The 12562-nt window shown below is 69.3% G+C and carries 10 protein-coding genes; 5 read left to right on the top strand and 5 right to left on the bottom strand.

The annotated features are described in order from the left end of the window. Positions 1-92: 92 nt before the first annotated feature. Positions 93-1268 (bottom strand): alkane 1-monooxygenase, encoded by a 1176-nt coding sequence (locus K344_RS0114110; RefSeq protein ID WP_028081211.1) that lies wholly within the window; start codon positions 1266-1268, stop codon positions 93-95. Positions 1269-1658: 390 nt separating this feature from the next. Here K344_RS0114110 and metH point away from each other — a divergent pair, with 390 nt between their 5' ends. Together metH and K344_RS24480 are read left to right on the top strand one after the other, a co-directional pair. Then, positions 1659-5462 carry a methionine synthase gene (metH, locus tag K344_RS0114105; RefSeq protein ID WP_028081210.1) on the top strand — a complete coding sequence of 1268 codons (3804 nt, stop codon included), beginning with the start codon at positions 1659-1661 and terminating at the stop codon, positions 5460-5462. A gap of 73 nt (positions 5463-5535) precedes the next feature. Then, positions 5536-6330, top strand: a complete 795-nt coding sequence (locus K344_RS24480; RefSeq protein WP_028081209.1) for a hypothetical protein — start codon at positions 5536-5538, stop codon at positions 6328-6330. 67 nt (positions 6331-6397) lie between these two features. Here K344_RS24480 and K344_RS0114095 read toward each other — a convergent pair whose 3' ends face one another. After that, entirely contained in the window at positions 6398-6880 is a 483-nt protein-coding gene (locus tag K344_RS0114095; protein ID WP_028081208.1) for an FKBP-type peptidyl-prolyl cis-trans isomerase, read from the bottom strand. 285 nt (positions 6881-7165) lie between these two features. Between K344_RS0114095 and K344_RS0114090 the strand changes: the two genes are divergently transcribed. Genes K344_RS0114090 through K344_RS0114080 form a run of 3 tightly spaced genes read left to right on the top strand, consistent with a single transcriptional unit; the run spans position 7166 to position 9257 of the window. Continuing rightward, positions 7166-7495 carry a hypothetical protein gene (locus K344_RS0114090; protein ID WP_043114501.1) on the top strand — a complete coding sequence of 110 codons (330 nt, stop codon included), beginning with the start codon at positions 7166-7168 and terminating at the stop codon, positions 7493-7495. Between the two features lie 41 nt (positions 7496-7536). Continuing rightward, entirely contained in the window at positions 7537-8994 is a 1458-nt protein-coding gene (locus tag K344_RS21820; protein ID WP_043114499.1) for a M20/M25/M40 family metallo-hydrolase, read from the top strand. Next, positions 8991-9257: a DUF167 domain-containing protein gene (locus tag K344_RS0114080; RefSeq protein WP_028081206.1), complete on the top strand. Its 267-nt coding sequence runs from the start codon at positions 8991-8993 to the stop codon at positions 9255-9257. Before K344_RS21820 ends, K344_RS0114080 begins: the two co-directional genes overlap by 4 nt. Before the next feature lie 20 nt (positions 9258-9277). Here the strand turns inward: K344_RS0114080 and K344_RS21815 are convergent, their stop codons facing one another. The 3 genes from K344_RS21815 to K344_RS24850 all read right to left on the bottom strand — a co-directional run bounded on the left by K344_RS21815 (position 9278) and on the right by K344_RS24850 (position 12468). After that, entirely contained in the window at positions 9278-10051 is a 774-nt protein-coding gene (locus tag K344_RS21815; RefSeq protein WP_051362235.1) for a polysaccharide lyase family 7 protein, read from the bottom strand. A gap of 589 nt (positions 10052-10640) precedes the next feature. Then, on the bottom strand, positions 10641-12251 hold the full coding sequence (locus K344_RS0114070; protein WP_028081205.1) for an OpgD/OpgG family glucan biosynthesis protein: 1611 nt from the start codon (positions 12249-12251) through the stop codon (positions 10641-10643). Between the two features lie 91 nt (positions 12252-12342). Further along, the gene (locus K344_RS24850) at positions 12343-12468 is read right to left on the bottom strand and encodes a hypothetical protein (protein WP_281169460.1); all 126 of its coding nucleotides are present in this window, start codon (positions 12466-12468) and stop codon (positions 12343-12345) included. Between the last annotated feature and the right edge of the window lie 94 nt (positions 12469-12562).

Below are 12562 nucleotides of genomic sequence, written 5' to 3'. Positions count from 1 at the left end.
GCTAGCTTCGGTTGCTGGTTGCACAAAAAAAGGCGGCGCATCTTAGCCGATGCGCCGCCCTCGATCAGGGTGTTAACGCGACGGACGAGCCGCTATGCCACGGCTCCGCCGCGGCGTTGCGGCGCATACCGGGCGATCACGGCGTCGCGGATCTCCGGCTTGATGTTGGCCCGGCTCATGTCGCCTTCGTAGTGCGCGACGACCCGGGGGTTCATGATTTTAAACCACAGCGGCGGCAGGTAGGCGAGCAGGATCATGCCGGCGTAGCCCGTCGGCAGCTGCGGCGCCTCGTCGAAGTGGCGCAGCGACTGGTAGGAGCGCGTCGGATTGGCGTGGTGATCCGAGTGCCGCTGCAGCTGGTAGAGGAACACATTGGTGACGATCTGGTTGCTGTTCCACGAATGCCGCGGCTGGCAGCGCTCGTAGCTGCCGTCGGCGCGCCGCTCGCGCATGAGGCCGTAGTGCTCGAGGTAGTTGACGACCTCCAGCAGCGAGGCGCCGACGAAGGCCTGCAGCAGCAGGAACGGCAGCACCTGCCCGCCCAGCCAGGCCGCCAGGCCGCCGAACAGCACGACCGTCATCGCCCAGGCATTGAGGTTGTTGTTCTGCAGCGACCATACCGGCTTGCCGTTGCGCCGCAGGCGCCGGGCCTCGATCTCCCAGGCCGACTTCAGGCTGCCGACCATGGTGCGCGGCAGGAAGGCCCAGAAGCTCTCGCCGAAGCGCGAACTGGCCGGATCCTCCGGCGTCGCCACGCGCACGTGGTGGCCGCGGTTGTGCTCGACGAAGAAATGGCCGTAGGCGGTCGGCGCGAGCGCGATCTTGGCGAGCCACTGCTCGAGCTTGTCGGTCTTGTGGCCGAGTTCGTGGCCGGTGTTGATCGACACGCCGGTGACCATGGCGATGGTCATTGCCAGGCCGACGATGTGGTACCAGGGCAGGCCGCCGTTGGCCGCCATCCATGCGCCCCAGATCACCGACACGTATTCGCAGGCGACGGCGAGATACACCGCCCAGCGGTAGTAGCGCTCCTTCTCGAGCGAGGGCACGCGCGCCTCGGGCGGATTGTTGGTGTCGGAGCCGACCAGCAGATCGGCGAGCGGAATCAGGCCGTAGACCACCATCGGGCCGAGCCACCACCAGCCGCCCCAGCCGGTCGCCTGGTACAGCACGCCGGCGATCGGCACCAGCAGCATGATGATGCCGCCGAGCGGCCACAGGTAGCGCTTGTTGTCGCGCCACGCCGGTGCGAGGCTGGCTGTATGCATGGTTCTCTCCTCATACGGTTCGGTTCGGTCACGGCAAGGTGACGGAGGCGAAATTATCCGATCGTTTAATTAAAGTCAAAAGGTCGGCGACGGGCGGTCGCGGCGCGGCCGGGCAAGGCCGGAAAAAGGCGGCGGGAAAAAGAAAGGACCAGATCGAAGACCTGGCCCTCAGTAACCCGGAAAGGTTGGGGAAATCCGGGTTGGGGGAACCGTGCCGGCGTCGGCAAACGCCGGCATCGGTAACTTACGGGCGCGGCGGACGCGATGGCGCCCGCACGGGATGCGAGGTCCTTGCCGGCGGACGAACGGCTACGGCGGCCGCTTACGATCCGTTCATCCGCATAAGCAGATATACTCGGCCGCTTCCTCCGCCGCGATCCGTCCGCCGCCATGTCGTCGCATCCCGCCGCCGCTTCCGTTGCCGATTCACTGACCGCCGCGCTCGGTCGCCGCATCCTCGTGCTCGACGGCGCGATGGGCACGATGATCCAGCGCCACAAGCTGGAAGAGGCCGACTACCGCGGCACACGCTTCGCCGATTGGCCGCGCGATCTCAAGGGCAACAACGATCTGCTGGTGCTGACGCAGCCGGACATCATTCGCGAGATTCACGCCCAGTACCTGGCGGCCGGCGCCGACATCATCGAGACCAACACCTTCAACGCGCAGCGCATCTCGATGGCCGATTACGGCATGGAGGCGCTCAGCCACGAGATCAACGTCGCCGCCGCGAAGCTCGCGCGCGCCGCCGCCGACGCGGCCGCGACGCCGCAGCGGCCGCGCTTCGTCGCCGGCGCGCTCGGCCCGACCAATCGCACGGCCAGCATCTCGCCCGACGTCAACGACCCGGGCAAGCGCAATGTCAGCTACGACGAACTGGTCGACGCCTATCTCGAACAAGTGCGCGGCCTGGCGCTCGGCGGCGTCGATCTGCTGCTGATCGAGACGATCTTCGACACGCTCAACGCCAAGGCCGCGATCTTCGCCTGCGAGAAGTTCTTCGACGAAAGCGGCACGCGCCTGCCGGTCATCATTTCCGGGACGATCACCGACGCCTCCGGGCGCACGCTGTCCGGCCAGGTCGTCGAGGCGTTCTGGAATTCGCTGCGTCACGCGCGGCCGCTGGCGATCGGCCTGAACTGCGCGCTCGGCGGCAAGGACATGCGCCCGTACATCGCCGAGCTGTCGCAGCTCGCCGACACCTTCATCTCCTGCTACCCGAACGCCGGCCTGCCGAACGCCTTCGGCGAATACGACGAGCGCCCCGAGGACACCGCCGCGATCGTCGGCGAGTTCGCGCGCGCCGGGCTGGTGAACATCGTCGGTGGCTGTTGCGGCACCACGCCGCCGCACATCGCGGCGATCGCCGAGGCCGTCGCCAGCGTCGCGCCGCGCACGGTGCCGGTCGCCGAACCGATCGCGCGTCTCGCCGGCCTGGAGCCGCTGAACCTCACGCGCGCGATCAATTTCTGCAATGTCGGCGAGCGCACCAACGTCACCGGCTCGGCGAAGTTCCGCGAGCTGATCAAGGCCGGCGATTACGCGCCGGCGCTGGCGATCGCGCGCCAGCAGGTCGAAGCCGGCGCGCAGGTCATCGACGTCAACATGGACGAGGGCATGCTCGACGGCGTCGCGGCGATGACCACGTTCCTCAACCTGATCGCCTCCGAGCCGGACATCTCGCGCGTGCCGATCATGATCGACTCCTCGAAGTGGGAGGTGATCGAGGCCGGCCTGAAGTGCGTGCAGGGCAAGCCGATCGTCAATTCCATTTCGATGAAGGAGGGCGAGGAGAAGTTCATCGAGCAGGCGCGGCTGTGCCTGCGCTACGGCGCCGCCGCCGTGGTGATGGCCTTCGACGAGCAGGGCCAGGCCGACACCCTGCAGCGCCGCAAGGAAATCTGCTCGCGCGCCTACCGGATTCTCGTCGAGCAGGTCGGCTTCCCGCCGGAAGACATCATCTTCGACCCGAACATCTTCGCGGTCGCCACCGGCATCGAGGCGCACAACAACTACGGCGTCGACTTCATCGAGGCGACGCGCTGGATCAAGCAGAACCTGCCGCACGCCAAGGTGTCGGGCGGCGTGTCGAACGTATCGTTCTCGTTCCGCGGCAACAACTTCGTGCGCGAGGCGATCCATTCGGTGTTCCTCTACCACGCCATCCGCGCGGGCATGGACATGGGCATCGTCAACGCCGGCGTGCTGCCGGTGTACGAGGACATCGAAGCCGAGCTGCGCGAGCGCATCGAGGACGTGATCCTCAACCGCCGCGCCGACGGCACCGAGCGACTGATCGAGATCGCCGAGCGCTACAAGGCCAGCAGTGGCGAGAAGAAGTCCGGCGACGAACTCGTCTGGCGCGAGCAGCCGGCGCGCGCGCGCATCACGCACGCGCTGGTCAAGGGCATCGACGCCTTCGTCGAGACCGACGTCGAGGAACTGCGCGCGCAGCTCGCCGCCGACGGCAAACGGCCGATCGAGGTGATCGAAGGCCCGCTGATGGAAGGCATGAACGTGGTCGGCGATCTGTTCGGCGCCGGCAAGATGTTCCTGCCGCAGGTCGTCAAATCGGCGCGCGTGATGAAGAAGGCGGTCGCCTATCTGATTCCGTTCATCGAGGCGGAGAAAGATCCGGGCGACGTGCAGAAGTCCAACGGCCGCATCGTCATGGCGACGGTCAAGGGCGACGTGCACGACATCGGCAAGAACATCGTCGGTGTCGTGCTCCAGTGCAACAACTACGAGGTCTTCGACCTCGGCGTGATGGTGCCGCCGCAGAAGATTCTCGATGCCGCGCGCGAGCATCAGGCCGACATCATCGGCCTGTCGGGCCTGATCACGCCGTCGCTCGACGAGATGGTCACGCTGGCCAAGGAGATGCAGCGCCAGGGCTTCGACGTGCCGCTGCTGATCGGCGGCGCCACGACCTCGCGCGCGCATACGGCGGTGAAGATCGATCCCGCATATCACGGCCCGGTGATCTGGGTGAAGGACGCCTCGCGTTCGGTGCCGGTCGCCGCGGCGCTGCTGTCGGCCGAGCAGAAACCGAAGCTGCTCGCCGACACCAAGGCCGAGTACGACCAGATCCGCGAGCGCCACGCCAGCAAGGATCGCCAGGAAAAATTCGTCACGCTCGACGCCGCGCGCGCCAACCGCACGCCGATCGACTGGTCCGCCTACCACCCGCCGCGGCCGCGCCTGCTGCTGCAGCAGGCCCGGGATGTCTGCAACGGCGCGGCCTGCGACCACCCGCATCACGCGGCGACGCAGTTCGTGAAGACCTTCCGCGACTACCCGCTGGCCGAGCTGCGCGAGTTCATCGACTGGCAGCCGTTCTTCATCGCCTGGGAACTGAAGGGCCGCTTCCCGGACCTGCTCAACAATCCGGCGACCTCGGAGGCGGCGCGCAAGCTCTACGAAGATGCGCAGCAGATGCTCGACCGCATCATCGACGAGAAGTGGCTGAGCGCGAACGGCGTCATCGGCCTGTTCCCGGCGCGCCAGGTCGACGATGACGACATCGCCGTATACAGCGACGAGACCTACGCCCACGAGATCGCGCGCCTGCATCACATCCGCCAGCAGAGCGAGCATCGCCCGGGCGTCCCGCACCGCTGCCTCGCCGACTACGTCGCGCCGGCGGCGAGCGGCCTGCACGACTACATCGGCGGCTTCGCCGTCACCGCCGGCCTCGGCGCCGCCGAACGCGTCGCCGCTTTCCGCAAGGCCAACGACGACTACAGCGCGATCCTGCTCGAAGCGCTCGCCGACCGTCTCGCCGAAGCGTTTGCCGAGCGCCTGCACCAGCGCGTGCGCAAGGAATTCTGGGGCTACGCGGCCGACGAGCATTTCTCGAACGACGAGCTGATCGCCGAGAAATACATCGGCAGCGGCGGCGGCATCCGCCCGGCACCGGGCTACCCGGCCTGCCCCGAGCACACCGAGAAGCAGACGCTGTGGCGGCTGCTCGACGTCGAGAGGAACGCCGGCATCGCCTTGACCGAGAGCATGGCGATGTGGCCGGGCGCCGCGGTGTCCGGCTGGTACTTCTCGCATCCGCAGTCGCAGTACTTCGTCGCCGGCCGCATCAACAAGGACCAGGTCGCCGACTACGCGCGGCGCAAGGGCTGGACCCTGGCGCAGGCCGAGAAGTGGCTGGCGCCGAACCTGGGGTATGAGCCGGAGGACTGAAGCGGCGCCGCGCCGGTAGTGCGGGCCACGCCCCTTCGCTATGCTCGATGACCGAACGCGAGGGGAGAGCGCCTTGACGACGCAGGGGAAACCGCCGCAGAGCGCGGCGACGCGCGGCACGCCGAACCAACCGCCGGCCTGGTGGGCGCGCTGGCGGCCGCTGCGCTGGCTGGCCGCGCTGCTGGCGCTGGTCGTCATCGGCCTGCTGGCGCGCGCCTGGTGGCCGCAGAAAGCGCCGGCCCCGACCGCGCCGGCGTCCGCCAGCGTCGCCGCGCCGACTCCATCGGCACCGGCCGCCGGGCCCGCGCCCGGCGCGGCGCCGCCGGCCGAAGAACCGATCACCGTCGACGGCGTGCGCGCGGCGTACATGGGCGTGGTGCCCGAAGCGCAGCGCCTGAGCTTCTTCCCGCCGTTCCGCAGCTACGCCGGCGTCGACGAGGTCTACAAGGCGCTGGAGCAGGCGCACTACGCGCCGCAGCTGAGTTCGCGCCACGCCAAGGTGCCGGAAGGCGTGCCGCCGAGCGACCTCGACCTCATCGAGGTCGACGATTACCAGCACCTCGATCAGCCCGGCAAGCTCGAACTGCAGTTCTTCAACGACCGCCTCTACCAGATCGAATTCCAGCCGCGCGATCCGGACGCCTACCGGCCGCTGTTCCGCCGCCAGTGGCCGCAGCTGCGCCACGAGAAGAGCGGCCGCTCGGAATACGTCAGCGGCGCCCTGCGCATCGCCAGCAGCCTCGACCTCTCGGTCAGCGAAGTGGGGCAGATCCTGCACACGCGCCCGTTCGTGCTCTGGCAGGACCTGCGTCTCGTGCGTCAGCGCGACGACTGGAACTACCAGTTCGCGCGCGAAGTGGCGCCCTGAGCGCGGGCCGCGCCTCAAACGAAGAAGGGCGCCGCCAGGCGCCCTTTTCGCTGCCGCGGCTTGCCCCTCAGTGGTGATGGCCGCCGGCGCCGTGCACGTGGCCGTGCGACATCTCCTCGGCGGTCGCGGCGCGGACTTCGGTGACTTCGACATCGAAGTTCAGCGTCTCGCCGGCCAGCGGATGGTTGCCGTCGACCGTGACCATGTCGCCGACCACGCGCGTCACCGTGACCTGCATCGGGCCATTGGCGCCCTGCGCGTGGAAGCTCATGCCCGGCTGGATGTCCTTGACGCCCTGGAAGGCGCGGCGCGGCACCTGCTGGATCAGCTGCTCGCTGCGCTCGCCGTAACCTTCGGCCGGCGACACCTTGACCGTCAGCTTGTCGCCGATCGTCTTGCCGATCAGCGCCTTTTCGAGACCCGGAATGATGTTGCCGGCACCGTGCAGATAGGCCAGCGGCTCGCTGCCCTGCGAGCTGTCGAGCACTTCGCCCTTGTCGTTGGTGAGCGTGTAGTGGATGTAGACGACGCGCTGGTCTGCGATTTCCATGATGGGACCGAATCTGCGTGAAAAAGGAGGGGCATGGTAGCAGATGGGTCCGCGCCGCCCGGGCATGCCCCGACGGCGCGCGCGGCAAATGCCTACGCTGGCCGGCCTTGCGGTGCCTCGGTCTTCTCGCCGAAGATCGCCGCGGGGACCCATTCCGCACGTCGCACACGGCGTGCCCGCCGGCAAGGAACTCGGCGGCCGCGGCCTGCAAAGGGCGCGGGCATGGGCAAGGGCCGCGCGAGCGGATCGTCACAGGGACTTGTGACGAACAGCGGAGGGTTGGGAATGGGCACGATCACCTTCACGCATCGCGGCGACATCGCCGCGGGCATGTCGCTGATGCTGATGCTGAGCATCCTGCTCAGCTGGATTCCGGGTCTGGGCACGCTGTGCGCCGGCGTCGTCGGCGGCAAGATCGCCAACGGGCCGCTCGCCGCGCTGTGCGCGGCGCTGCTGCCGGCGCTCTTGATCGGCAGTCTGCTGTTCTTTACCGCCAGCCTGTTCGCCGGCCTGCCGCTGATCGGCGTCGTCGCCAGCATGGGCGCGCCGGTGCTGGTTGCGCTGCAGGTCGGCGGTCTGCTGCTCGGCGCCGTGATCGGCGGCCTGCTCGGCTAGGCCCGCCGCGCGGCGCGGCAGGCGCTGCCTATACTCGGCGCATGCGCGCCCTCATCACCGCCTTCGCGATCATTCTGCTCGGCCTTGCCGCGGTTCTCGGCGTCGGCCTGCTGCGCCTGCCGGCGGCGGTCGGCAGCAGCGTCACGGCGACGCCCCTGGCCGTCGACGCCGATGCCGCGGCGGCGCGACTCGCCGCCGCCGTGCGCATCGCCACCGTCTCGCCGAGCGCCGACGCAGCGAACGATGCGGCCTTCGCGGCGCTGGCGGCGCTGCTGCGCAGCCAGTATCCGCGCGTGCACGCGACGCTCGGCGTCGAGACGGTCGGCGCGCACGGCCTGCTGTATCGCTGGGCCGGCCGCGACGCGAGCCTGCCGCCGGTGCTCATGCTCGCGCACCAGGACGTGGTGCCGGTCGACGGCGCATCGCGCTGGCAGCACGCACCGTTCTCCGGCGACATCGCCGACGGCTACATCTGGGGCCGCGGCACGCTCGACGACAAGGGCAGCCTGATCGCGCAGCTCGAAGCGGTCGAGGCGCTGCTCGCGCAGGGCTACGTTCCGCGGCGCACGCTGTACTTCGCCTTCGGCCACGACGAGGAAAGCGGCGGCGATGACGGCGCCGGGCGCATCGCCGCGCTGCTGAAGGACCGCGGCATCCGCGCGCGTTTCGCGGTCGACGAGGGCGGCGCGATCACGCGCGGCGTGGTCGCCGGTGTCAGCGCGCCAGTGGCGTCGATCATGGTCGCCGAGAAGGGCTACGTGTCCTTCGAACTGCGCACGCACGAACGCGGCGGGCATTCCTCGATGCCGCCGGCGGTGACGGCGATCGGCCGGCTCGCGCGCGCCGTCGCCCGTCTCGAAGCGCAGCCGATGCCGGCGCATCTGACGCCGGCCACCGCGACGATGCTGGAAACCCTGGCGCCGCGGCTGCCCTTCGTGCAGCGCCTGGCGATCGCCAACCGCTGGCTGTTCGAGCCGCTGCTGCTGCGCCAGTTCGCACGGCAGCCGGTCACCGATGCGCTGATCCGCACCACGACCGCGCCGACCGTGTTCCGCGCCGGCGTCAAGGACAACGTGCTGCCCGGCGAGGCGCTGGCCATCGTCAACTTCCGCCTGCTGCCGGGCGACACGATCGCCGACGTCGAGCGGCACATCGTCGGCACGATCGCCGATCCGGCCGTCGACGTCCGCGCGCAGCAGAAGTTCGCCAACGAAGCCTCGCCGGCGTCGGACGGCCACGGCCCGGGCTTCGCGCTGCTGCGCGACAGCATCGCCGCCGTGTATCCGGACGCGGTGACCGTGCCCGGCCTCGTGGTCGGCGCGACCGATCTGCGTCACTACGCGGAGGTGGTCGACGAGCGCTGCAACTTCCTGCCGGGCCGCCTCGACGCGCGCGATCTCGAACGCATCCACGGCACGGACGAACGCATCGCGGTCAGCGAGTTCGCCGGCATGGTGCGCTTCTACGCGGACCTGCTGCGTCGCGCGTCGGCGTCGTGAAGCTCGCCGTCAAGGTCACGCCCGGGGCTTCGCGCAATGCGCTGCTCGGCTGGCATGGCGAGGCCCTGAAGCTCGCCGTCACCGCCGTGCCCGAACGCGGCAAGGCCAATGCCGCCGTGCAGGCGCTGCTCGCCGAGACGCTGCGCCTGCCGAAGTCGGCGATCAGCCTGCGGCGCGGCGACACGCAGAGTCAGAAGTTGTTCGAGATCGCCGGGCTCGACGACGCGACGGCGCGGCACCGCATCGACGAAGCGCTGCGCTGAGCGCGGCTTGCGATGGACGCTCAGTGCGCGACGGCGAGCCGGTAGAAGCGCGCCACGGCGCCATCGAGGCTGCTGTTGCCGCTGGCCTGCACATAGACGCCGGCCTTGAAGTAGAAGCGGTAGGCGGACCAGTCGCCGGCGATCGGCAGGCGCACCGTTTCGCCACCCGCCGCCTGCAAGGTCATCACGCCGCCCTCGACGGCGATGCGATAGTCGAAGGCCTCGCGCAGGGCGATGCCCTCGGCGAGCGCGTAGGCCGTGCTGCCGGCATCGGTCGGATGCGTGTTGACCAGCGCGTCGAGGCGGCCGCCCTTGCCGGCCCCCTGATACTGGTAGCGCAGCTTGAGCAGCGGCGGGCCGTCGAAGGCGTGGATCTGGCCGATGACGAGCTTGCCGGTGCTCGAGGGCACCCGCAGGATCGCGCAATTGGCCGCGAGCTCCGCCTTGCCGGCGGCGGACCAGTTCTGGTTGTCGTCGTCCGGGTTCAGCATCTCGCGCAGTTCCGAGCGCGGATAGTCGGAGCCCGCGGTGGTCGCGCCGTCGACCGGCGCGCGGAATTCGAGGCCGCCGTCGAGCGCGGTATGGAACCAGGTCGAACGGTAGCCGGCAGCGAGCATCGACGGCGGAATCTCGGCGGCGACGCCATGCTTGCCGCCCATGCCGTCGACCGGCAAGGTCAGCTTCCAGTGGCCGAGCGCGAAATTCGCGGACGGTGCCGCCTCGGCGTCGAGGGCGTGCGCCGGCAGGCAGGCGGCGAAAGAGAGCAGCAGCAGGCAGCGAATGGCGGCAGGCATGGTGTTCCGTGGTCGGCGGTCGCGGCGCGGGTCCCGGGCAGGCGACGATCGCGTCAGCATGCGCGGTCCGCATGACCGCTGCGCGGCATGGCGGCCTGCGGCAGCCAGCGCGTGACGAATGGTCGCATGTCGCCGCCGATACGCGCAGGCGAGCCGCTGCCGGTCGCAGCGAAGCGCCGTGGCGCATGGCAGGATGCATCGCCGTCTTCGGCGGCGCACCGCGAGCGATTCCCCCATGACGGACCCGCAGACTTTTGAAACCGAAAAAATCCCGCGTCCGAGCTGGGCGCCTTCGCGCTATGGGGCATTCCGTTCGTGCTGATCGGCGCCTACATGATCGTCGGTCGCTTCTTCGTCGATGCGTATCAGCGCTCGCGCACGTATTACGGCCTCACCACCGAGCGCGTGCTGATCATCAGCCGCCTGTTGCGGCGCGCCGTCAAGGGCGTGGACCGGCGCGGCCTCAGCGACGTCTCGCTCAGCGAGCGCGCGATCGGTGCGGCACCGTCACCTTCGGCCCGAGCATCCCGATGCAGGCGATCTGCGCGCAACCGCCTGGCCGGGCGCCACGCGACAGCCGGCGCCGGCCTCAGCCGTGACTCTTGCTCGGCGCGAACGGGTGGTACTGGTAGAGCCAGGTCTCCGATAGCGTCTGCTCGCCGCTCTTCAGGTACAGGCGCATGTCGACCGGCTCGTCGCCGGTCGTCGTCAGATCGAACTGCGCGCGCCAGTGGCCGGGCACGCCGTCCGGCACCGCTTCGCAGAACACGTAGGAGAACGAGCCGCGCGAGCTGCTCAGCACCGCTTCCGGCCTGACGCCGAACGGCAGCTTTTCGAGCGGTCCGCCGAGGAACTCGACCATGAACTTGCGCACGCCGAGCGGACGCGGCTTGCCGGGTTCGCCGCCGTTGCCGAGGCGCGTCGCCACGCAGCGGGCGAGCGGCGTCGGGTAGGGTTCATCGGCGAGCCAGTGCAGGCGGTACTTCAGCCGGTATTCGCTGCCGGCGCTGGCCGGCGCCTTCGGCACCCACATGGCGACGATGTTGTCGTGGATCTCGTCGTCGGTCGGGATCTCGATCAGCTGCACGCTGCCTTCGCCCCAGTCGCCGAGCGGCTCGACCCACAGGCTCGGACGGCGGTCGTAGTTCACGCCGTCCTGGTAGTGATCGAAGTTGCGGTCGCGCTGCAAGAGACCGAAGCCGCGCGGGTTCTTGTCGCCGAACGCCGAGGCCATGGTGCGCGGCGGATTGTTGAGCGGCCGCCAGATGCGCTCGCCGTTGCCGTTCCAGATGGCGAGGCCGTCGGAATCGTGCACTTCCGGCCGCCAGTCGATGCCGGTGGCCTTCACCGTCTCGGAGAACCAGTACATCGAGGTGGCCGGCGCGATGCCGAAGCGCGCCACGTCACGGCGCAGGAACAGCGCGCACTCGATGTCCATGACCACCGCCGCGTCGCGCCGCATGACGAAGCGATAGGCGCCGGCGAGGCTCGCGCCTTCGAGCAGCGCGAAGACGGTCACCGTATCGCTGCCGTCCTTGGGCGGCAGGAAATAGAACTGCGTGAAGCTCGGGAACTCCTCCGGGCGATCCGGCTGCGCCACCTCGAGCGCGATGCCGCGCGCCGACAGGCCGTATTGGTAGAGCGCGCCGATGGCGCGGAAGTACGAGGCGCCGAGGAAGGCGACCCAGTCGTTCTTCTGCCAGGGCAGCCTGGCCTGGTCGCCGAGCCTGCTCTCCTGAAAACGGAAGCCGGCGAAGCCGGCGCCCTTCGGCAACAGCCGCGCCGGGCTGTCGGCCGGCATGTCGAAGTAGCGCGGGTCGTAGACGATCTCCTGCGCCGCCGTGCCGGCCGCGTCGAGCAGGTGCATGTGCACCGGCGTCTGGAAGTAGCGGCCGAGATGGAAGAAGGTCACGGGAAACGGGCCGGGGCCGTGGGCGAACAGGGCCTCGTCGGTCTTGAAGTGGATCTTGCCGTGCGCTTCGTAGTCGATCTTCTCGAGCACCTCGCGCGGCAGCTTCGGCGGCGGCGCGTATGGCGCGGCCGCCAGCGCGCGCGCCTGCGCAACGAGCGCGTCATACGAAAAAGCCCGGGCCTTGCCGAGGCGCAGGCCCTGCGCGGCGAAGGCCTCCGGCGTCAGTCCGAGTGCGGCGAGCGTGGCGAACGAGGAAGAGGCAGCGATGAAACGGCGGCGGCTGAGCATGCGTCGCGATCCTGTATGACGGTCCGGGGTGCCGGCGAGGGCGGCCGATTTTTACAGATCGCGCGATGAACCGGCCATGAGCGGCGGCACCTCATTTGACGCGCACGGTGACGACGCAGCCGCGCGGATCGATGACGAGGCTGACCTTGCGGCCGTCGTCGGTGGCGACGCGCGACAGATACAGCTTGCCGTCGCCGCGCTTCTCGACCCCCTTCATCGCCGCCAGATCGGCCTAGGTGAGCGGACGCCCGCCGAGCAGTTCGGACAGATGCGTCTTGCACTGCGCCTTCTCGCGTTCGAGCTGCGCGGCA

It is taken from the genome of Solimonas soli DSM 21787 (assembly GCF_000474945.1).
Lineage (GTDB): Bacteria > Pseudomonadota > Gammaproteobacteria > Nevskiales > Nevskiaceae > Solimonas > Solimonas soli.
The sequence above is the reverse complement of the archived record's forward strand: the minus strand, read 5'-3'. Positions and strand labels throughout refer to the sequence as shown.